Below are 21,342 nucleotides of genomic sequence, written 5' to 3'. Positions count from 1 at the left end.
GAATTTCGCGCTACAGCAAGTTGCTTGATGTCTCGTTTTCACACAGATGACCTTTCTGTTTCCGTCTCGAAACCGGTAGCCGCTTAGGGCGCTGGACTGCACGTTTTGTCCAGAAAGGCTGTCCCTATAAACGTCTTTTGAATGCTCACCTGATCCGGCGTGCAGCAGATCGAGCCATTTGCCCATCATGACATTAGGACTGCCGCGCAGCTCCAACAGACTCCAATACCATGACGTTCGCTTCGCGAGCGGCTCTGACAAACGCCGCACGAACCGCCTGCGGCGATGCTTTGCGATGTAAGGCATTGACGCAGCAGATAATCGCGTCGGCAAAGTCTTCGCCATCGTCGATCGGCCAATCTTCCAAAAGCGTTTCTGCAACGCCATGGACCGATGTCACCACTCTATATTTTCCGCGGCTATGAAGCGCCACGCCGATAGGAGAAAAAGCGAGGTTGTCTCGTTTCACGACACGTTGGCTCCCTTGAAACCATTGACTTACCTAGTCCAGCAAGGACCGTGCCAAGTTGCGGAGGATCGCCTATGTTCAACTTTTCCGGTTGTTTTGCGTTCAAAAGCGCGCTTGTTTGCAATGCCGTTGAAAGCGCGTCAGTCTTCACAACACAGTGGGGAGGTCAGTCGCTGTCTAATGATGTTGCTATTTTGTTCTTGACAATTCTTGAGGGTGGACGAATATCCTAATCGCTTTGATTGTTTTGAAGGAGGAAACGCTATGCTTAAAAATTTCGTCATTCTAGCTTCGAGTTCTGTGCTGGGTGCTCTCATCTTCGCGACGCCATCAGCGGCATTGACGATGAAAGAGTGCAGCGCCAAGTACAAAGCGGCACAAGCTGACGGTTCTGCGAAGGACATGAAGTGGAACGATTTCCGCAAGGCGCAGTGCGGTACTGATGCCGCTGCGGGTGCTCCGGCAGACAGCAGCACGGCTGCTGCTGCCGCTACCGATCCCGAGATCGCGAAGACACCGAGTACAGAGCCTGCGAAACCGACGATGACCGCGCCTGCCGGCGTAACTTTTCCTTCGGCAATCTCGTCCAAATATGCGAGCGAGAAGCCAGCAAAAGCCCGCATGCACACCTGCGTCGATTCATATAAGGAAAATAAGGCGGCCAACACGCTGAGCGGCTTGAAGTGGATTCAAAAAGGCGGTGGCTATTACAGCCTCTGCAACGCCAAGCTCAAAAGCTGACACTCGCTACAGTCTCAAGCCGGCTGAAGTGCTTTGTTGGCCGGCTTGATCCATATGCGGGTTATTCTGTAGCAAAAGGGATGCGAAGTCGCCCGGCGATATCCTGCGTAAATTGCCATGCAACACGCCCAGAGCGAGCACCTCGTGTAGTCGCCCATTCTAAAGCTTCGGCGTGCAAGGCCTTTTGATCGACAGGAAGCTTCAAATAATCTGCGTAAGCATCGATCATCGAAAGATAGTCTTCCTGGCTGCATTTGTGGAAGCCAAGCCAGAGGCCGAAACGATCGGATAAAGAAACTTTTTCTTCGACCGCTTCAGAGGGGTTGATGGCTGTCGATTGCTCATTTTCCATCATGTGACGCGGAAGAAGATGGCGGCGGTTTGACGTAGCGTAGAACAGAACATTGTCGGGACGACCTTCGATTCCTCCATCGAGAGCAGCTTTCAGTGACTTGTAGGCCGTGTCGTCATGGTCGAAGGACAAATCATCACAGAATACGATAAATCGATGCGGCTCTTCCTTTAAGAGATCGAGAAGGAGCGGTAGGCTGGAAATATCCTCGCGATGTACCTCTATCAGCTTTAAAGAGACGCCGGTTTCTCGTCTGACATCTTCGTGAGCAGCTTTGACGAGCGAAGATTTTCCCATCCCCCTTGCACCCCACAACAAAACATTGTTGGCTGCAAAACCTTCGGCAAAGCGCGTCGTGTTGTCATGTAGGATGTCTCTGACGTGATCAACGCCTTTGATCAGCTTTAACGGAACGCGGTTGGGACGCATGACAGGCTGCAAGTGACGACGTGCGGGAGCCCAGACAAAGCAATCAGCCGCCTTGATGTCGTTAATTGCCGGCGCAGGTCCGGCGAGCCGTTCGACAGCAATGGACAACCGGCGCAATTCCTTGAGAATGGCGTCCTTCTTCTCTTTACTCATGATGGTCTCCTGCGTTCGTTAAGAAGCTTGCTCGATGCTCTGCTCGGCTGCCGCGCACATTTGGTTGCGGCAAGGTCAGCGGAAGTCGTCAGAGGGTGCCTGCCGAAGCGTTACTTCAATAGAGCTAAATGGCTTTGGGCGCCGCGCGCGGTAAAAAAGGGGCTCAGTTCGCTGTAAGCGTTTGACTAAAGGCATGTATATTTCGGCAAAATCACTTTCGTCGAGCGAACCATTGGTGCATTAGCATGCTGGCTGCGACACCGAAAGTACGCCAGCAGGGGGAAACGGTACGGCCTCAAGCTGTTTCTGTTGCATTCAACCCGAGCGCAATTATAGTCCCGGCCACCTGAAAGAAATGACCGGCGTTAATTCTCGCCGTACATAGCCTAGGAGTTCTTAATGTTTATCACCCCGGCATTTGCCCAGACCGCAACCGATACAGCCGGAAGCTTCGGCGGATCTGGTTTCGAAATGATTATCCTCTTCGTGCCTTTGATGGTTGTCTGGTACTTCCTCTTGATCCGCCCACAGCGCCAGCAGGCGCGCAAGCGCGAGGAGACGCTGAAGGCGATCAGACGCGGCGATCAGGTTGTCACCTCTGGCGGGATCGTGGGTAAGGTCACCAAGGTTGTCGACGACAAGGAAATCGAAGTCGAAATCGCCGAAGGCGTTCGCGTTCGCGTTCTTCGCAGCGGCATTTCAGACGTGCGGGTGAAGGGCGAGCCAGTTAAGGCTGACGCTGCGTAATACGCATTAACGTACCGGCTTGGTCGGATTGGTATCGAGGACATATGTACCCTTTTCCCATTTGGAAGAGACTTCTGATCTGGCTGGCCGGTCTTACTGCTGCCGTCGTTCTCATTGCTGGCTTTTTCTCGCCCATATGGCGCCAAACCACGGCAAACGGTTGGTGGCCGCCAGGCATGATGGTCGGTGTCGACCTGCAAGGCGGCACTCAGCTCGTCTTTAAGGTCGAGCGCTCCGATATTATTCGCAGCAAACTTGAGGAAGCGGTTGCCTCCGTTCGCGCTAAACTTCGCGAGGCATCCATCCGCTATACGAATTTGGCCGGCAATGACCGAGTGGTCACTGTGACAATCACAGATCCGGCAAAAATCGATGCGGCTGCCGAACTTCTTTCGGCCCTCTCACGAAGTGGGGATATAGCATTTCAGCGCGGTGAAGGCGCTGAGCTGCGGCTCGTCATTTCCGAAAAAGCCATTGATGCCGGCGTCGCTGCTGCGACCCGGGCATCGCTTGGTAGCGTCGAACGCCGCATCATCGCGTTGGGCGATAATGCTTTCGGTGTGCGTCGCCAAGGCGACGATCGCATTGCGATCGATGTTTTCGGCAATGCTGACGTAGAGCGCCTAAAAAACATTCTCACCCAGCCCGCAAAAATATCTATCCGCTTCATCGACGAAAGCATGAGTGGCCAGGACGCGCTCAATGGCCGGTGGCCCGCCGGCTCGGAAGTTCTTTATTCGATCGACGATCCGCCGGTCCCTTATCTTGTTGAACGGTCGGCAATTGCCACGAATAATGATCTGGTTGGGGTCAGGCCGAGCTTCGACCTCAAGGCAAAAACAGCGTCGCTCACATTTAGCCTCGACCAGAATGGCGTAAAACGTCTCAGTGATTTGACGCAGAGCGCGATTGGGCGTCGGCTCGCTATTATCCTTGATGATCAGGTCATGGCCGTCGTACCGGTCGAACGTCAGATCATCAACGGCACAGTACAAGTTCCGGTTAACTTCACCGAGCAGGGCCTCGGCGATCTCGCGTCGATGTTGCAGGCCGGCTCGATGCCTGCCACCCTTACCCCTGTAGAAGAGCGCACCGTCAGCCAAGCCTTCGCGCAGCGTTCCGTAATCTACGTCATGTCCGCCGGCATTCTCGCCATCGTCCTGGTAACATCCTTGATGGTGTTCTTTTATCGCCGCCTCGGCGCCGTTGCAGCTGCATCGCTGGCTTACGTCCTGCTGCTCGTCTTGGGCGTTTTAAGTGCCTTCGGGACGCTCATGAGTTTGCCAGGACTTGCAGGGGTGGCGCTTGTTATTGGCATTGCTGTCGATACCAATGTTCTGATTTTCGAGAGGATGCGCGAGGAAGCAAAGGCTGGCCGGCCTCTGTCGGATGCTGCTGAGGCAGCCTTCGACGGCGCGCGCACGAGTATCGTCGATTCAAATGTGACGATTGCACTTGGCGCTCTCTTGCTGCTGCTGCTGGGGAGTGATGCGATTGGTGGCTTTGCCTACGTGCTTTTGGCTGGTGTTGCGGCCATTCTCTTTACCACCTTTACATTGACGCAGGCTCTGGTCGGCATGTGGGTGCGTCGGCGTGGGCGAAATTCCAAGAGGTTGCCTCGCGGTCTTGCCAGAGATTTTCTTTCGAATGCCGATGTCCGCTTCATGGGCATTCGCCGATACGTCTTTTCGGTCTCGGCCTTCATCGCAATTGCTGCAATGGCAGGACTGGCATTTGCAGGCTTAAACCTTGGGGTGGATTTTGCGGGCGGAGCTGCCGTGGAGGTCGTTGCCAAGAATGGCAATGCGGATCCATCTAATATCGCCGAGCGTCTTCAGGAACTCAATCTTGGCGAAGTTACCGCAACGCGTTCGATGAATCCTGCACACGCCTTCATTCGTGTGCCATCTCAGGACGCCGGCGAAAACGGCGAGCAATCGGCTCTCACCTTGCTGCGTGACGAACTGTCGTCAGATTACGATATCGCGCGCGTCGAGGTCGCCGGGCCGTCGGTGTCCGGTGAAGCCGGGCGTATGGCGAGTATCGCCATCGTTTCCGCTTTGGCTGCAATCCTGATCTACATTCTGGCGCGCTTTGGCTGGCGCTTTGCGATTGGTGCTCTTGTCGCCACGCTTCACGATGTTGTTTTGATCTTTGGGTTCTTCCTGATCACGCGCATGCCTTTTGATCTTCCTGCGGTAGCTGCACTGCTGACGGTCATGTGCTATTCGCTCAATGACACGGTCGTTATCTACGATCGAATGCGCACCAATCTGAAGCGCTTCAAGACGATGCCACTTCCGCTGCTGATCGACACATCGATCAACCAAACTCTGTCGCGGACCGTTCTCACTTCGGTTGTGACGGGTTTGGCCTTGACCGCTCTTGCCATCGTCGGCGGCGCCGCCATTCGTCCTTTTGCATTGACCATGCTGTTTGGGATCGTGGTTGGCACTTTTTCTTCTATCTATATCGCGGCCCCGGTCATGATCATGTTTAAGTTCGGACGCAGGCAAGACGGCGACAGGGCTGGCGAAATGACAGCCAACAATACGGCAGCGTGATAATGAATAATGGTATGATCATTCGCGACGCGCACTATCCGGGGCGCGCTCCCATCGATGCTTATGGCAACGGCGGTTTTCGTTTTGCCGACATGTCGCATCGTGGCTCTCTTCTTTGCCTGCCTTCGGGCATTTACGGTTGGGAGATGAACCAAGCGGACCTTTTCAGCGAAGAGAACTTTACGCGGGTGATTGAGGAAGCCGCTGGCATCGAAATCCTGCTTGTCGGAACGGGAATTGATACCCGGCCGCTACCTGCGGATTTAAAGGCTGCATTCCGCTCCGTCGGAATCTCTGCCGATCCCATGAACACAGGCGCGGCGGTGCGCACCTTCAACATTCTCCTTGCTGAAGAGCGCGCGGTTGCAGCTGCCCTGATTGCGGTTGATGCATGACTGACGCAATCGAAATGGCGCAGGACACCTGCCTGTCGATGCTGCGCGATCTTGATCGCGATCGATATCTTGCGTGTCTTCTCTCACCTGAACCGGTGCGCCATTCGCTTGCAGCGCTCTATGCCTTTAACGCCGAATTGGCGCGGATCAGAGACCTGGTGCATGAACCGCTGCCAGGCGAGGTGCGCATGCAGTATTGGCGAGATCTCTTGGAGGGCAATCCTCATGGATCGACGCAGGCAAATCCGGTTGCCGCCGCCTTGCTTCGGACCATCGAGATCCATAGCCTTCCAAGCAACGTTCTCGTCAACATGATCGAGGCGCGTATTTTCGACCTTTACGACGATCCGATGGAAAGCCGTGCCGCTCTTGAAGGATATGCCGGTGAAACGGCGTCAGCCCTCATTCAGCTTTGCAGCCTCGTTCTCTCACCGATAGGAGCCGCGCAATCATCCGACGCTGCTGGTCATGCAGGCGTTGCCCAGGCTATTGCCGGCCTTTTGCTACTCATGCCTCTTCACAGCCACAGAGGGCAGGTTTACCTTCCTGCCGAAATCTTGGCTGCCACCGGCCTTGATCGTGAGGGTTTCCTGGCGCGGCAGGATAGGACGCGTATTTCCGCCGCTATCGAGGCTTTTGCGGGTCTCGGCCGAGATCATCTCGCAAAGGCACGGCAGTCGCATTTGTCCCGTGAGGTGTTTCCGGCTTTCCTGCCAGTGAGCCTCGCTGAACCGATTTTGCTTAAAGCGCAGAAACTTGGCGCGGATCTTTTTGACAGATCGTTTCAGCCAGCCCAGTGGCGCCGACAATTGCGTTTACTGCGCAGCTCGATGCGGAACAGATTCTAGCTCGTGGCATATTTGGCGGAAAGCACGCAGCTTCTCTCTTTACGAGGGTTTTTGTCCAGCAATGTGCCGTCCATAGGCATGGCATCAAATTCGCGCAAGGCTGGCGGGATAAAGCTTTAGTTTAGGCGTCGTAGACGCCCAAACGGCTGCGACTACTCCAGAACAAAGCAAATCTATATACAGGCTTGCTATGAAGCTCGTTCGAAAACGGATTGGAACTTTGGCGTGAATATCGGCGTGATTGTCTGGTTTGCCCTTGTGGGGCTCATCCTTGCCCTCTCCATTGTTGCCCGCCGGCTGGTGCGGCAGAACCGGGATGAAGGCTTGCTTGATGTCGGCAATGCAATTTTGCAGTTCAACCGCGCTTATCCCAACGAAGCGGTGAGAGCCCTACAATCGACCAGAGATGGCGAAGCGATCTTTTTGCGGCTTCATGATGATCGAACAGGGTTCATGCGCAGCATGCAGAAGCACTATTCCTGTCATATTATCGAGCCGGGGCACGTTCGGGTCTCAGCATCTGATACGGGGCAGGGGCTCAGGATCGAGTTTCTCGACGCTCCGCACCAAAGCGGTACGTTCGAGTTTTCTTCTCCGGCCCATGCTTCCGAGGTTTCGCTATGGTTGTTGGGAAACTATGTGGCGGAGCCTGACCGCGAATTGCCGGCAGCTTCGGCCGCCGACGCTCAGTAAATCATCGGGAGATGGACCGCGAGCATCAGCTCGCAGTCCACTTTTCTCATGCGCTTTCTGCGAGTGGTGAGGGAACGGAAAGCCACGCTGCGCAGTCATTAAGAGCGCGACGCGCAATCAACTGGCGTTTCATGATGGTTTTGTCTTTGCCGCGGAACCGCTTAACGCCTTCAGGCTTGACGATCGATCCGGGAGCCAGTTCGGGGAACAGGCCGAAATTGATATTCATAGGCTGAAAGGAGCGTTTGCCGGGCTCGTCGTCAGACACGAGGTGACCGCCGGTGATGTGATTGAGCAACGCTCCCAGCGCCGTGGTCGGCGGCGGAAGCTTTACCGCTTCTCCCTTCCGATCGGCGGCAGCAAAGCGGCCTGCGAGTAACCCGACACTCGCGCTTTCGACATAGCCCTCGCAGCCAGTGATTTGACCGGCGAAGCGAAGACCTTGACGGGACTTCAGCTGTAGCGAACGGTCAAGCAGTGTCGGAGAGTTGATATAGGTGTTGCGGTGCAAGCCCCCCAATCTCGCAAACTCCGCGTTTTCTAATCCAGGAATCATCCGGAAGATTTCCGCTTGTGCGCCATATTTCAACTTTGTCTGAAAACCAACCATGTTGTAGAGCGTGCCAAGCGCATTATCTTGCCGCAGTTGAACCACGGCATATGCCTTAACGGTGGGATTATGTGCATTGGTCAATCCCATCGGCTTCATCGGTCCGTGGCGCAGCGTCTCCCGCCCGCGCTCCGCCATGACTTCGATTGGCAGGCAACCGTCAAAGTAGGGCGTACCTTCCCATTCCTTGAAGCCGACCGTGTCGCCAGCAATAAGGGCATCGACGAAAGCGTTATATTGCGCTTCGTCCATCGGGCAATTGATGTAATCTTTGCCGTTGCCGCCTGGGCCTACCTTGTCGTAACGCGACTGATACCAGCAGATATCCATGTCGATCGTGTCTTTGTGCACAATCGGCGCGATGGCATCGAAAAAGGCCAAGGCATCCTCTCCCGTTTCAGCCTGGATAGCCGCGGCCAATGCCGGCGAGGTCAAAGGCCCTGTTGCAAGAATAGCCAGATCCCATTCACGCGGCGGAAGCCCCGTCACTTCCTCCCTGACCACTGTGATGAGCGGGTGGGTGTGGATCGCGTTGGTCACCTCTTCGGAAAACGCATCCCGATCTACAGCAAGAGCGCCGCCAGCCGGCACCTGATGCTTGTCCGCACAAGCCATGATGATCGATCCGGCCAGCCGCATCTCAGCATGGATAACGCCAACGGCATTGCTCGTCGCGTCGTCGGACCGAAACGAGTTCGAACATACGAGTTCGGCAAGGCCGTCGCTTTTGTGCGCCTCGGTGCCGCGGACACCACGCATTTCATGGAGAATGACCGGCACGCCGCTTTCTGCGATCTGCCACGCAGATTCAGAGCCGGCGAGACCGCCGCCGACCACATGAATAGGAGAATAAGGAGCCGTGTGTTTCATGGCGCGGTGATTAGCACGCGAAGCGCTGTCTTGGAACCCAGCCATTACAACAAGACGGCCCTCACATTTTTATCGAGACGTGACGATCGTCAGGCGGCCGTCTTCGGTAATGGAGGGCTTGAGACCCCGGTAGCTCTGCAGCGTGGGATGGCTGGTTTCGAAAGCGTGATGTTGTGTCGCTGTTACGACCATAACATCGGCTCCTGCTGCCTCACCAGCCTTGATGCCCGCTTCGGTATCTTCAAACACGAGGCATTCCGACGGGCTGACGCCGAGCCGCTCTGCACCGAGGATGAAGCATTGAGGGTTGGGCTTGCCTACCTCGACGTCCTCTGCTGTGACGAAAAAGCGTGGAATTGGCAGCCCCGCTGCCTCCAGACGGCGCTTTGCCAGTAGAAGAGGGGAAGAGGTAACGATCGCCCAACGTTCAGGCGGCAGACTGGAAAGAAATTCAATCGAACCCTCGATTTGAACAACGCCTTCGACATCGTCAATCTCATCGCGGGAAATTTGCTCTGCTTCAGCTCGCGCATCGACGCCCGGCAAATTCAAGGCAGAGATCGTGTCAATGCCGCGCTTGCCATGCATCGTTGGAAGAAAGGCCTGCACATCGAGGCCATGGCGCTCGGCCCACTTGCCCCACACACGCTCCGCCGCGACGAGTGAGTTCAGGATCGTTCCATCCATATCAAACAAGAATGCCGCATACGTCTTTTCAAGACCTGGGTATGTCTCTGAAGCCAATCTCTAATCCTCGTTCTTCTTGAATGCGGTCATGTGTCATCTCAAAAATGACAACACCGCATATGGTGCGCGTTTTCCGGTGATCAGCGATAGTGAAAGAACACCCGTTGCTCAAGCCCGCCATTCAGTGTGTTTGCGATCTAAGGCGCGATCCAGATAAAAAGCTGCGCTGATTAAAGCAAGATGCGTGAAGGCTTGCGGGAAGTTTCCCAAGAACTCACCCCTTGTATCCAGTTCTTCGGGATAAAGCTGCAGATGGTTGGCGTAAAGCAAGAGCTTCTCGAAGTTGATCCGCGCGTCTTGAAGTCGTCCGGCGCGGGCGAGGCATTCGACATACCAGAAGGAACATGCTGCAAATGAACCTTCTTTTCCGCTCAAACCGTCTTCATCGAGATAACGCATGACCAGGCAATCGTCAGCAAGCGCCTCTCCTATCGCATCCAGGGTTGCAAGCCAGGCTGGATCGGTCGCGCTGACAAAGCGCACGAGGGGCATCATCAGCATCGCGCCGTCAATGCCTGTATCGCCTTTCGCCTTTACGAATCGGCCGAGATCGGGATTCCAGAAATCGTTCCAGATGCTGTCGCTGATGTCGTTGCGCGCTTTGAACCACTGTTCAAAAGGAGCAGCCAGAGATCGCTTTTCGGCAAGCCTTATCGCGCGGTCGACGGCTACCCAGCACATCAATCGCGAATGGAGGTGCTGCCGAGCCTCGCTGCGAACTTCCCATAGCCCCGCATCAGGGTCTTGCCAATGCTTGCAGACGTAGTCGACCACGCGCATGACACCAAGCCAGCCAGCGTGCGAAATCGCTTCGCCGTATTTGTTGCTGATGTAAATAGAGTCGAGAAGTTCGCCGTAAATATCGAGCTGAAGCTGCCCAGCAGCGTCGTTTCCAATACGAATCGGACGAGCGCCGCCATAGCCGGCGAGGTGGTCGAGGGAGGATTCCCGATGCTCGTCGGAACCGTCGATCTTGTACATGATCTTGAGGCTGCCGTCTTCGCTGGCCCGCGCTCTTTCGCCAACCCATCGGTTGAAGGCGATGGCCTCCTCCTGATAGTCCAGCCGCATGAGGGCATAAACCGTGAAGGATGCATCCCTGATCCAGGTCGCCCGATAATCCCAATTGCGAATACCGCCCACCGACTCGGGCAGACCGAACGTGACGGCCGCAACAATCGATCCGTAGCGGTGCGACGTCATGAGTTTCAACGCTAACGCCGAACGGGTCACGGCACTCCGCCAGCGGCCTTTGTAAGAGGATTTGTTCGCCCAGCTTTGCCAGAAGCTGTTCGTTTCGACAAGCAGCTCCGTGATCTGCTGATCTGTCAGCAGCGGGCCTTCGTCATTTTCAAAGACAAAATCGAGATGATCTCCTGCGGCCAGCTCAAAATCTGCCGCCACTCCGCCTTCGATTTTGCGTAATGGCGTTTCCGTCACGAGCCGAAGCGGCTCTGCCGTGCCATCCAGAAATACCGCCTTACCCTTTTCCAAACGCGTCCTGCCTAAGTCTCGCGCATAATCGAAGTGCGGGGTGCACCGCATTTTGCATTGCACCCGTCCGCGCGTTGCTTTCAGCCTTCTGATCACATGCTTTCGCGTGTGGCCATCGGCTGATGGCGTTGGCATGAAGTCGATGATCTCCGCGCTGCATTCATCGCCGAGAAAGCGCGTTAAAAGAACATTGCTGTCTGGGACATACATCTGCACCACTCGAACATTGTCGATCACTGGCGCAAGTTCGAAAGCGCCGCCTTTTTGGGGATCGAGTAGCGCGGCAAAAATAGAAGGACTATCGAAGTCGGGCCAGCACATGAAATCGATCGTACCGTCTCGTGCGACGAGAGCCGCCGTTGAGAGGTTACCGATAACACCATGTTCGGAAATCTGACGCGGGATCTCAACATCCGAGTGGGCAATCGCTGGGGGCTCTTGAGTTGCTTTTGCTGTTTTCTTTGGCGTCGTTGCGGTATAGTTTTCTGAAATAGGGGCAATATCGTCGTTGCGTTTCAACGGGCTCTTCCTTCTTTTCAGGGCGAGAGAGAAAACGCGCGCGGAGGAAAGCGGTTCAAGTCAGCTGACAATATTGTCTGCGCGATCAACCATGTTTGATGGCGTCGACAATCAGCACGTCACGCCAACGATGTGCTTCCAAAACGCCATATAGTTCTTAAATGCCGTCAGCTTGTCCGGGTAATGAAAATAACGGGCGCAAACCGTTGCAAGTCGCATTCAGAAGAGTAGGCCTAAAAAACGAACGGCGCCCAAAGGGCGCCGTGAACGAGAATTCATTCGGAAGGAATGCGTACTCAGCGGAACGAACGTGCAGCTACGTTGCGGATTTCATAGCGGGTCAAACCGATGTCTGCGAGTGCCTGGTTGGAAAGGCCGCCGAGTTCAGCCAGCGTGCGGCGGTAGTTGATCCAGTTCTTTGCGGCGCGAATAGGGTTCATATCTTGTTAACTCCTTAAAACTTAATCGCTTTGTGTGATCTCTATATAGGTGACGGCGCTTGAATAGTGCAGTGCAAAGAATATGCATCTGATATGCATTTAAGCAGAAGATGGAATATTTTATAGGCAAAGCTTCTTTTCTGTGCAGTAGGATTAGCCGGCTTTATCGACCCCATCCAGTTCGCACTCAGCCGCAAAAAGCAAAAAATAGGTCAGCACTGTTGACTTAAATTTTATTGCGTGTTCTTCTGTCTAAAAGATATAAAATTGCGAGGAAACACCATGTTGAATTGGGAAAACATGTTTGCAGGACGCTCATCACGTATGCGCGCCTCGGAAATCCGCGAGTTGCTGAAACTTCTAGACCGACCTGATATTGTCTCTTTTGCCGGCGGAATACCCGATCCAGCTCTATTTCCAGACGATGCTTTCAAGGCGGCCTACGGCGAGATCTTCAGTGGTTCACAAAGCGCAACAGCGCTTCAGTACTCCGTGAGCGAGGGTTACAAGCCGTTACGGGAGTGGCTGGCTGGTGAGATGGCGAAGATCGGAATTGCTTGCAGGGCTGAAAACGTCTTCATTGTATCGGGTTCGCAGCAGGGGCTGGACTATCTCGGCAAGCTTTTTCTGTCTCCTGGTGATACGGCGCTGGTGACTTTTCCGACATATCTCGGTGCGCTTCAGGCGTTCAACCCTTATGAGCCTCATTACGAGCAGCTGACGCTTAGTGGCAATCGAACTCCGGAAAGCTATCGCGCCGGACCAAGACAGGCCGGTTGCAAGCCGCGATTTGTCTACCTCTCTTCCGATTTTGCCAATCCCACAGGCGAGACGCTCACTCAAGCACAACGCGAAAGTGTTCTCGATCTTGCTGCCGAACTCGATATCGCCGTCATCGAGGATGCCGCCTATCAGTCGCTTCGCTATGATGGTGAGCCGATCCCGCCAATCCTCGCGCTGGACATCGCGAGAAATGGCAGCATTGAAGAGACGAGAACGATTTACTGCGGCAGCTTTTCGAAAACATTGGCACCTGGCCTGCGCGTCGGCTACATCGTTGCGAATGAGACGGTCATCCGAAAGCTGGTCCTGATGAAACAGGCGGCAGATCTGCATTCATCGACCATCAACCAGATGGCGGTTTTTCATGTTGCGGAGCGCGTGTTTGAGGATCAGGTCGCGAAGATAAAGTCAGTCTACCGCCAGCGGAGAGATGCCATGCAGCAGGCTTTGGAAGCCCACATGCCGCCGGGTGTCCACTGGGCAAAACCAGAAGGCGGGATGTTTTTCTGGGTGACGCTTCCAACTGGAATGGATACGGCTGAATTGCTTGCGAAGTCTCTCGAAACTGTGAAGGTCGCCTTCGTTCCCGGCAAGGCATTTTTCGCGGATGGATCGGGCGAAAACACGTTCCGGATCAGCTTCTCCTGCGCAACCGAACAAGTCATTGATGAAGGAATCGGACGCCTTGCTTCTCTCATCGTCTCTGAGATGTCCGTTCAGCGACGCGAGTGCGCATAAACCGACGCCCCAAGTCAACACAGCGAGCACAGCATCAAACGTAACGACCAAAATGTCTATAACGGCACCAGTGGGTCTGTCGCTTCCTTAATCGGAGTGTCATCTGTCTGTCGTCCAACCTTCATAATAAGGCGCATGATTGCAGCTGTTTAGCTCTTGCTGATTGTTAGGATGGTTGAATGAGACGTTTGGGGATTGCTTCGGCGCGCTGCCTCGGTGCAGCTTTCATGTTTGGTGTTGTGCCTGGCGTGGTTACCGCAGGCTCGGTTGATGCCGGAGGAAAGACCTACGTCAATCAAGGCTTGGTGGCGGTCGGGCGCATACCTGCGAACCAGAGGGACGCTTTGGGCGAAACGTTCGGATCGGGGTCAGCCCTCGCCATCGACCAGAAGAGCTGGGTAAGGGATGGACAAGGCTACAAGGGCATTATCTATCTTCTTCCTGATCGCGGCTATAACGTGGAAGGCACCACCGACTATAAGGCGCGCGTCAATAAGCTCGATGTGCATCTGATGCCGGTCGCGCCGAAAGAAAAGCCAACCGATGGGCAGGAGCAGAATGGCGTCAGTGCCAGCCTGTCCGGCCTCGTTCTTCTAACGGATGACGAGGGCCAGAACATGACTGGGCTTGACCCTGACGGCGTTCGACAGGAAAGCGGTGAAATGCCGCCTTTGCCTCTCGCGGCGAACGGCAAGATATCGATTGACGCAGAGGGTATCGTCCTGATGCCTGATGGCACGATGTTTATCAGCGACGAGTATGGGCCATATATCTATCGCTTTTCAGGCGAAGGTAAACTTCTTTCGGCAACCCAGCCGCCAAAGGCATTGCTGCCCATGCGAAAGGGACAGCTGAATTTTTCATCGAACAATCCAGGACCGGGCGGGGCAGCCCCTGACCCTAAGGATCCGGAAACAGGGCGTCAGAACAACCAAGGGCTCGAGGGCCTGTCGATGACGCCTGATGGAAAGTACCTGATCGCGCTTCTTCAATCGGCTACCCGCCAGGATGGTGGCGATTCAGCCTCGACGCGCCACAATACGAGGGCGCTTGTTTATGACGCGGCCGACCCCGCTCATCTAAAGCTCGTGCATGAATATGTCGTGCCATTGCCTGTCTTTAAAGATACTGAAGGCAAGACCAAGGTGGCTGCGCAAAGCGAGATCCTTGCCCTTTCCGACCAGAGCTTTTTAATGCTGGCGCGCGACAGCAACGCGGGATACGGCGTTAAAGGTGCAACCTCGCTTTATCGCAAGATCGACCTCGTCGACCTCTCCAAAGCAACGGATATTGCGGGCAGCGATTTCGATGGTCAGAAACCGGTTGCTCCCAAAGGCGTCGTTGATCCCACCGTCAAGACGGCTACGGTGACGCCTTTCATCGACCTCAACGACAATGCCGACCTTGGCCGGTTTGGGTTGCACAATGGCGAACCGCATGATCGCAATGATCTTTCTGAAAAGTGGGAATCGATGGGCATTGCGAGTGCACTCGATCCAGCAGCGCCAGACGACTATTTCCTGTTTGTCGGCAACGACAACGACTTTTTGACTCAGAACGGTTACCAGGTCGGAGCTGCCTATAAGGCAGATGGTGGCGTTGACGTCGATACGATGTTTCAGGTCTTTCGTGTTACAATGCCGGGAATGAAAAAGTAGCTCTACGCCAAGTCATTATTGACGATGAAGCGCGGCGTTCACCGCGCTTATTTTTTAACCTGCATGAAGGAAGCGGATCGCCTCATCTCTACGGAAGAGATAAAGAAGCGTGCGAACAGCATTGCCGCGCTCGCTCGTCAATTCAGGATCTCTGTCGATCAAATAGGCTGCGTCACGACGAGCGATTTCGAGGAGATCGGCATGCGCCTCAATGCTCGCGATCCGGAACCCCGGCGTTCCCGACTGCCGTGTTCCCAGAACTTCGCCTTCGCCTCTGAGTTTAAGATCCTCTTCGGCAATGCGAAAGCCATCTTCCGTTTCCCGCATGATCGAAAGGCGGGCGTGCCCCGTTTCGCCGAGTGGGCCTTTGTAAAGCAGAATACATGTGGAAGCTTCATCGCCGCGGCCAACGCGCCCGCGCAATTGGTGGAGCTGGGCAAGGCCAAAACGCTCCGCATGCTCGATGACCATGATCGTGGCGTCCGGAACATCCACACCGACCTCGACCACAGTCGTCGCAACAAGCAGCCTGATTTCGCCGTTCTTAAACGCCATCATCACGGCATCTTTTTCAGCCCCGCTCATTCTGCCATGGATGAGGCCTATTCCAGGTCCTAGTGCCGACGTTAGTGTAGCATAACGCTCTTCCGCCGAGGTGATGTCCAATTCCTCGGATTCCTCCACCAGCGGGCATATCCAGTATGCTTTTCGGCCCTCGGCGAGTGCACTCTTCAAGCGCTGGACGATCTCACCGATCCGCTCCGTGGGGATCGTGATTGTTTGTATCGGCTTTCGGCCAGCCGGCTTTTCCGTCAGCTTCGAAACATCCATATCGCCGAAGGCCGCAAGGACCAGGGTGCGCGGGATAGGAGTTGCCGTCATGACCAGCATATGTGGTGAAATTCCCTTCGCTGTCAGCCGAAGGCGTTGATGCACGCCGAACCGATGCTGTTCGTCGACCACGGCCAGCATCAGATTCTTATAGCTCACGCTTTCCTGAAAAAGCGCATGCGTGCCGATGATAATTTGCGCTTCTCCAAGGGCGATACGTTCCAGCACGTCATCTCGCTCACGGCCTTTCGTTCGTCCAGTCAGAACATCGATCCCGATACCGAGGCTGCCGGCATACTTTGAGATGGTTGCATGATGTTGGCGTGCAAGAATTTCAGTCGGCGCCATCAGAACGGCCTGCCCGCCGCTCTCAATGACCGCTGCCATGGAAAGCAATGCAACCAGCGTCTTGCCTGAGCCGACGTCTCCTTGCAGAAGGCGAAGCATGCGATCTTGCCCTGCCATGTCCTTTAATATGTCAGCGACGGCAGCCGTTTGACTGGCGGTCGGGGAGAAAGGCAATTGATTGAGGATAGCGCGTGAAATGATCCCTGTGGCCTTTACAGGTGTACCGGCGACCTTGCGCAGCCGTTGACGCACAAGCGAGAGGGAAAGCTGACCGGCCAGAAATTCGTCGTAGGCAAGTCTTCGCCGTGCCGGTGCTTGCGAGTCGACATCGGCAGGATCTCGGGGCTCGTGGAGCTGGCGAAATCCTTCTGCGGCGGATGGAAAACCCTGGCGTGCCACCAGCTCTTTATCAGCCCATTCCGGGAACTCGGGAATTCGCGGTAGCGCAGCTTCTATTATTTTGCGTAGAGTTTTGGGAGAAAGCCCAGCTGTCAGCGGATAAACAGGCTCCACAAGCGGAAGATTTCCGGCGTCGCTGACCTTCACGATATAATCAGGATGAACCATCGACGCGCGGCCATTGAACCATTCGATCTTGCCGCTAACCATAACCTCTTCGTCGACAGGCAGTTGTTTATCCAACCATGCCGCTTGGCCACGGAAAAAGACCAAGGCAAGTTCGCCGGTCTCGTCATGGAGGAAGACACGGTAGGGAATGTTCGTCTTTCCCTTGGGGGAGGGCTGATGTCGATCCACACGTCCTGTCAACGTGACGATGGCGCCCTGAGGTGCGCTGGCAATGCCAGGTTGGTGACGGCGGTCGACAAGAGAGGAGGGGGCATGGAACAGCAGATCGACAACCCGCGTTTCGTCGGGAGTTTCGCGCCCCAGGAGCTTGACCAAGAGTTCGGCGATTTTCGGCCCGACGCCTGGTAGCGCAGAGACAGGTGAAAACAGGGTATCAAGGATGGTGGGTCGCATCGTGGCAAAATGCGACGAAGAATAGCAACTTGGCAAGGCTGACAACATGCTTTCCAAGAGCTATAGAGGCGCTTCAACAAGAAGGTAAAGCAATGACAGGTGTGTCACTCTCCAGCGCCGGCTTGGATGCGCGCCGCCGACGGATTCTTTTCCGCTGCTGGCATCGCGGTCTTCGAGAGATGGATCTGGTTTTCGGTCAATTCGCCGAGCGGGAGCTGGCGACTTTAACGGACGCCGAACTGGACCAGCTTGAGCTTATCATGTCTGAAGAAGATAACGATCTGCTTCGCTGGGTCATGGGCACATGGCCTGTACCAGAGCGTCTTCGCGTCCCTATGTTCGAGCGTCTCTGCGACTATCGCCCTGCCGATCAGGGACCAGTGTCTCCATCCGGGAAATAAGAATGATCAAAGGTTTTGACGCCGGTAAGCTCACAGCTCTGCGTGAGCCGCTGACGATTGGAAATGTCCCGTCGGGTATGGAGCCTTTCATTCTCGCCGAGCTGGCGAGGGCTGGTGGACCCTTGGCCTATGTCATGTCCGATGGATATCATATGGCTGATTTCGAGCAGATGCTTTCGTTCGCCGCCCCCGAAATTCCTGTTCTGACGCTTCCGGCCTGGGATTGCCTTCCCTATGATCGCGTTTCGCCCAGCGCAGATGTCTCCGCTCGGAGACTTTCTGCGCTGACCGGATTAATAGCCCACGCGCGTAAGCCGCATAGAGCCATCGTCCTTGTAACCGTTAACGCGATGTTGCAGAAGGTTGCGCCGAAAGACATCATCGACAGCCTGAGCTTTTCGGCGAAGCCAGGTTCCACGGTTCGCATGGACGATGTTGCCGCTCGCCTCGAGCGGAATGCCTTCGAGCGCGTTTCAACCGTGAGAGAAGTTGGTGAATACGCTGTTCGCGGCGGTATTCTCGATGTGTTCCTGCCCGGCACCGAGGAGCCGGTTCGGCTCGATTTCTTTGGCGATACGCTGGAAACTATTCGTAGCTTCGACCCTGCCAGCCAACGCACGACAGGACAGTTGCGATCGCTGGATCTGAACCCGATGAGCGAGGTAACGCTGACGCCGGATACGATCAGCCGCTTTCGTAGGAACTATCTTTCTGCGTTCGGCGCCGCCACACGCGACGATGCGCTTTATCTCGCTGTGTCGGAAGGCCGCCGCTATCCCGGCATGGAACATTGGCTGCCGCTTTTTTACGAGCAGCTCGACACTGTCTTCGACTATCTTGCGGGCTTTCGCATCGTCACCGATCACACGGCGCGCGAGGCGGCGGGAGAGCGATCAAAGCTGGTTTTTGATTATTACGAAGCGCGCTTGAATGCCGGTCAAAACACGAAGACCCAGATGGCACAGGGCACGCCCTATAAGCCCGTGACGCCCGGCCAGCTTTACCTGGATCGCAAGAGCTTTGCGGATATGCTAGAGGCACGCGACGCCGTCCGTATCTCGCCATTCAACGAGCATGAAGGCGAAGCGCGACGGGTCGTCAATGTTGAGGCGCGACCGGGAGAACGCTGGGCGCGTGTGCAGACCGAACAAAATGACGACGCCGAAAGGGTGAATGTCTTTGATGCGGTGGTGAAGCACGTGGCCGATCGGCGTTCTTCCGGTTCAAAGGTGCTGTTGTCCGCCTGGACTGAAGGCTCCCTCGAGCGTCTGCTGCAGGTGCTTGGCGAGCATGGTCTTGGTGGCATCAAGACGCTCAAGCGCTTTTCCGATATCGAAAAGCTCGCACGTGGCGAGGCGGGCGCAGCTGTACTCAATCTGGAGTCGGGTTTTGAGACCGGCGATCTCGTCGTCATTGGCGAACAGGATATCCTGGGCGACCGTATGGTGCGCCGCTCGAAGCGTCGGAAGCGCGCCGCTGATTTCATTTCGGAAGTTGCGGGCTTGGACGAGGGTTCCATCGTCGTGCACGCCGAACACGGGATTGGGCGTTTCATCGGGTTGAAGACGATCGAGGCTGCAGGCGCTCCGCATGCGTGCCTTGAGCTGCAATATGCCGACGAGGCGAAGCTGTTTCTGCCAGTAGAAAACATCGATCTTCTGTCCCGCTATGGCGGCGAATCAACGGACGTGCCGCTCGACAAACTTGGCGGCGGCGCCTGGCAGATGCGTAAGGCCAAGCTGAAGAAACGGCTCCTGGATATGGCCGATGCGCTTATCCGGATTGCTGCGGAGCGCATGACGCGACGCGCCCCGGTTCTTGCCGCATCCGAAGGGCTTTACGACGAGTTTGCGGCGCGCTTTCCTTACGACGAAACGGAAGATCAGGAAAACGCCATCGATGCCGTTCGCGATGACTTGGCAGCCGGCCGTCCTATGGATCGTCTGGTGTGCGGCGATGTCGGCTTCGGAAAAACGGAAGTAGCGCTCCGCGCTGCCTTCTTTGCTGTTATGAACAGTGTCCAGGTTGCAGTCGTCGTGCCGACAACCTTGCTGGCGCGCCAGCATTTCAAAACTTTCGTTGATCGTTTTCGCGGATTACCCATCCGCGTGGCGCAAGCCTCGCGGCTCGTCGGATCAAAGGAGCTGGCGCTTACCAAGAAAGAAGTCGCCGAGGGTAAAGTCGACATCGTGGTTGGCACCCATGCTCTGCTGGGCGCCAACATCCAGTTTGCTAATCTCGGTCTTCTGATCATCGACGAAGAGCAGCATTTCGGCGTCAAGCATAAGGAACGGCTGAAGGAACTGAAAAGCGATGTGCATGTTCTGACGCTGTCGGCAACGCCTATCCCGCGTACGCTTCAGCTCGCCATGACGGGTGTCCGGGAGCTCTCGCTGATCACCACGCCGCCAGTCGACCGTCTGGCCGTCCGTACGTTCATCTCGCCGTTCGATTCACTCGTCATTCGCGAGACATTGATGCGCGAATACTACCGCGGCGGCCAGAGCTTCTACGTGTGTCCGCGGGTTGCAGATCTTGCCGATGTCGAAGCCTTTTTGCGCTCGGACGTTCCTGAGCTGAAATTTGCCGTAGCACATGGGCAGATGCCTCCCAGCGAGCTGGAAGACATCATGAATGCCTTTTACGAGGGGCGCTACGACGTTCTGCTGTCAACGACGATCGTCGAATCTGGCCTCGACGTCCCGACCGCCAATACACTGATTGTCCATCGGGCCGATATGTTCGGGCTTGCCCAGCTGTATCAGCTGCGTGGCCGTGTCGGTCGTTCCAAAGTGCGTGCCTTTGCGCTGTTTACGCTTCCGGTAAACAAGGTACTGACAGCAACTGCCGAACGCCGTCTGAAGGTCCTTCAGTCGCTCGACACTCTTGGGGCGGGCTTCCAGCTCGCAAGCCACGACCTCGATATCAGAGGCGCCGGCAATCTGCTGGGCGAAGAACAGTCGGGGCATATCAAGGAAGTCGGTTTTGAGCTCTACCAGCAGATGCTTGAAGAAGCCGTCGCAGAAGTGAAGGGTATTGATGAAATCGTCGATACGGGCTGGTCTCCGCAGATTTCTGTTGGAACGCCTGTCATGATTCCGGAAGATTACGTTCCGGATCTTCATTTGCGTATGGCGCTTTATCGCCGGCTCGGTGAGCTTTCGGATCTCCAGGAAATCGACGGCTTTGGCGCTGAGATGATCGACCGGTTTGGCCCAATGCCAATCGAAGTCCAGCATCTGTTGAAAATCGTCTACATCAAAGCGCTGTGCCGCACCGCGAACGTGGAAAAGGTCGAAGCGGGTCCTAAGGGTATTGTGGTCGTCTTCCGGAATAAGGAATTCCCAAATCCCGCGAACTTGGTGAGCTACATCGCCAAACAAGGTTCGATGGCGAAGATCAGGCCAGATCACAGCGTCTTCCTGACACGGGATCTTCCCACGCCGCAAAAGCGGTTGCAGGCTGCCGCCTTGGTGATGACCCAACTCGCTGAAATGGCCAAATAGAACGACGCCGGCAGCCGAGCTGCCG

The 21,342-nt window shown here is 55.5% G+C and carries 17 protein-coding genes; 10 read left to right on the top strand and 7 right to left on the bottom strand.

The genetic code is table 11. From position 1 onward, the window contains the following. Nucleotides 1-193 precede the first annotated feature (193 nt). Nucleotides 194-469, bottom strand: a complete 276-nt coding sequence (locus VQ830_RS03835) for a DUF982 domain-containing protein (protein ID WP_337266752.1) — start codon at nt 467-469, stop codon at nt 194-196. 264 nt (nt 470-733) lie between these two features. Between VQ830_RS03835 and VQ830_RS03830 the strand changes: the two genes are divergently transcribed. Continuing rightward, entirely contained in the window at nt 734-1,210 is a 477-nt protein-coding gene (locus VQ830_RS03830; protein WP_337266751.1) for a hypothetical protein, read from the top strand. 61 nt (nt 1,211-1,271) lie between these two features. On the opposite strand, the gene VQ830_RS03825 is transcribed toward VQ830_RS03830, so the two are convergent. Then, nucleotides 1,272-2,144 carry an ATP-binding protein gene (locus VQ830_RS03825; RefSeq protein ID WP_337266750.1) on the bottom strand — a complete coding sequence of 291 codons (873 nt, stop codon included), beginning with the start codon at nt 2,142-2,144 and terminating at the stop codon, nt 1,272-1,274. 399 nt (nt 2,145-2,543) lie between these two features. Here VQ830_RS03825 and yajC point away from each other — a divergent pair, with 399 nt between their 5' ends. The 5 genes from yajC (at nt 2,544) to VQ830_RS03800 (ending at nt 7,391) form a co-directional block, all read left to right on the top strand. After that, nucleotides 2,544-2,891 carry a preprotein translocase subunit YajC gene (yajC, locus tag VQ830_RS03820; RefSeq protein WP_337266749.1) on the top strand — a complete coding sequence of 116 codons (348 nt, stop codon included), beginning with the start codon at nt 2,544-2,546 and terminating at the stop codon, nt 2,889-2,891. Between the two features lie 44 nt (nt 2,892-2,935). Then, nucleotides 2,936-5,455 (top strand): protein translocase subunit SecD, encoded by a 2,520-nt coding sequence (gene secD / locus VQ830_RS03815; RefSeq protein WP_337266748.1) that lies wholly within the window; start codon nt 2,936-2,938, stop codon nt 5,453-5,455. Between the two features lie 2 nt (nt 5,456-5,457). Further along, nucleotides 5,458-5,850 carry an Mth938-like domain-containing protein gene (locus tag VQ830_RS03810; protein WP_337266747.1) on the top strand — a complete coding sequence of 131 codons (393 nt, stop codon included), beginning with the start codon at nt 5,458-5,460 and terminating at the stop codon, nt 5,848-5,850. Then, nucleotides 5,847-6,698 (top strand): phytoene/squalene synthase family protein, encoded by an 852-nt coding sequence (locus tag VQ830_RS03805; RefSeq protein WP_337266746.1) that lies wholly within the window; start codon nt 5,847-5,849, stop codon nt 6,696-6,698. Before VQ830_RS03810 ends, VQ830_RS03805 begins: the two co-directional genes overlap by 4 nt. A gap of 231 nt (nt 6,699-6,929) precedes the next feature. Beyond that, nucleotides 6,930-7,391, top strand: coding sequence for a hypothetical protein (locus tag VQ830_RS03800; RefSeq protein ID WP_337267121.1), 462 nt, complete (start codon nt 6,930-6,932; stop codon nt 7,389-7,391). A gap of 46 nt (nt 7,392-7,437) precedes the next feature. Here the strand turns inward: VQ830_RS03800 and trmFO are convergent, their stop codons facing one another. The 4 genes from trmFO to VQ830_RS03780 all read right to left on the bottom strand — a co-directional run bounded on the left by trmFO (nt 7,438) and on the right by VQ830_RS03780 (nt 12,071). Further along, the gene (gene trmFO / locus VQ830_RS03795) at nt 7,438-8,871 is read right to left on the bottom strand and encodes a methylenetetrahydrofolate--tRNA-(uracil(54)-C(5))-methyltransferase (FADH(2)-oxidizing) TrmFO (RefSeq protein WP_337266745.1); all 1,434 of its coding nucleotides are present in this window, start codon (nt 8,869-8,871) and stop codon (nt 7,438-7,440) included. A 69-nt stretch (nt 8,872-8,940) separates the two neighbouring features. Beyond that, a complete protein-coding gene (locus VQ830_RS03790; protein ID WP_337266744.1) occupies nt 8,941-9,615 on the bottom strand; it encodes an HAD family hydrolase in 675 nt (224 codons plus the stop codon). A gap of 111 nt (nt 9,616-9,726) precedes the next feature. After that, nucleotides 9,727-11,631 (bottom strand): glycoside hydrolase family 15 protein, encoded by a 1,905-nt coding sequence (locus VQ830_RS03785; protein WP_337266743.1) that lies wholly within the window; start codon nt 11,629-11,631, stop codon nt 9,727-9,729. Between the two features lie 296 nt (nt 11,632-11,927). Further along, a complete protein-coding gene (locus VQ830_RS03780; protein WP_337266742.1) occupies nt 11,928-12,071 on the bottom strand; it encodes a DUF1127 domain-containing protein in 144 nt (47 codons plus the stop codon). A gap of 282 nt (nt 12,072-12,353) precedes the next feature. Here VQ830_RS03780 and VQ830_RS03775 point away from each other — a divergent pair, with 282 nt between their 5' ends. Next, nucleotides 12,354-13,592: an aminotransferase-like domain-containing protein gene (locus VQ830_RS03775; RefSeq protein ID WP_337266741.1), complete on the top strand. Its 1,239-nt coding sequence runs from the start codon at nt 12,354-12,356 to the stop codon at nt 13,590-13,592. Between the two features lie 179 nt (nt 13,593-13,771). After that, nucleotides 13,772-15,250, top strand: coding sequence for an esterase-like activity of phytase family protein (locus VQ830_RS03770; RefSeq protein WP_438617185.1), 1,479 nt, complete (start codon nt 13,772-13,774; stop codon nt 15,248-15,250). Nucleotides 15,251-15,304: 54 nt separating this feature from the next. On the opposite strand, the gene recG is transcribed toward VQ830_RS03770, so the two are convergent. Beyond that, nucleotides 15,305-17,410 carry an ATP-dependent DNA helicase RecG gene (gene recG / locus VQ830_RS03765; RefSeq protein WP_337266740.1) on the bottom strand — a complete coding sequence of 702 codons (2,106 nt, stop codon included), beginning with the start codon at nt 17,408-17,410 and terminating at the stop codon, nt 15,305-15,307. Between the two features lie 92 nt (nt 17,411-17,502). Here recG and VQ830_RS03760 point away from each other — a divergent pair, with 92 nt between their 5' ends. Both VQ830_RS03760 and mfd read left to right on the top strand, forming a co-directional pair. Next, entirely contained in the window at nt 17,503-17,811 is a 309-nt protein-coding gene (locus tag VQ830_RS03760) for an FAD assembly factor SdhE (protein ID WP_337266739.1), read from the top strand. Between the two features lie 2 nt (nt 17,812-17,813). Next, on the top strand, nt 17,814-21,317 hold the full coding sequence (gene mfd / locus VQ830_RS03755) for a transcription-repair coupling factor (protein WP_337266738.1): 3,504 nt from the start codon (nt 17,814-17,816) through the stop codon (nt 21,315-21,317). Nucleotides 21,318-21,342: the final 25 nt, after the last annotated feature.

Source organism: Oryzifoliimicrobium ureilyticum, from assembly GCF_037199735.1.
Classification (GTDB): domain Bacteria; phylum Pseudomonadota; class Alphaproteobacteria; order Rhizobiales; family Rhizobiaceae; genus Rhizobium; species Rhizobium ureilyticus.
This window is presented reverse-complemented; position numbering and strand designations above follow the sequence as displayed.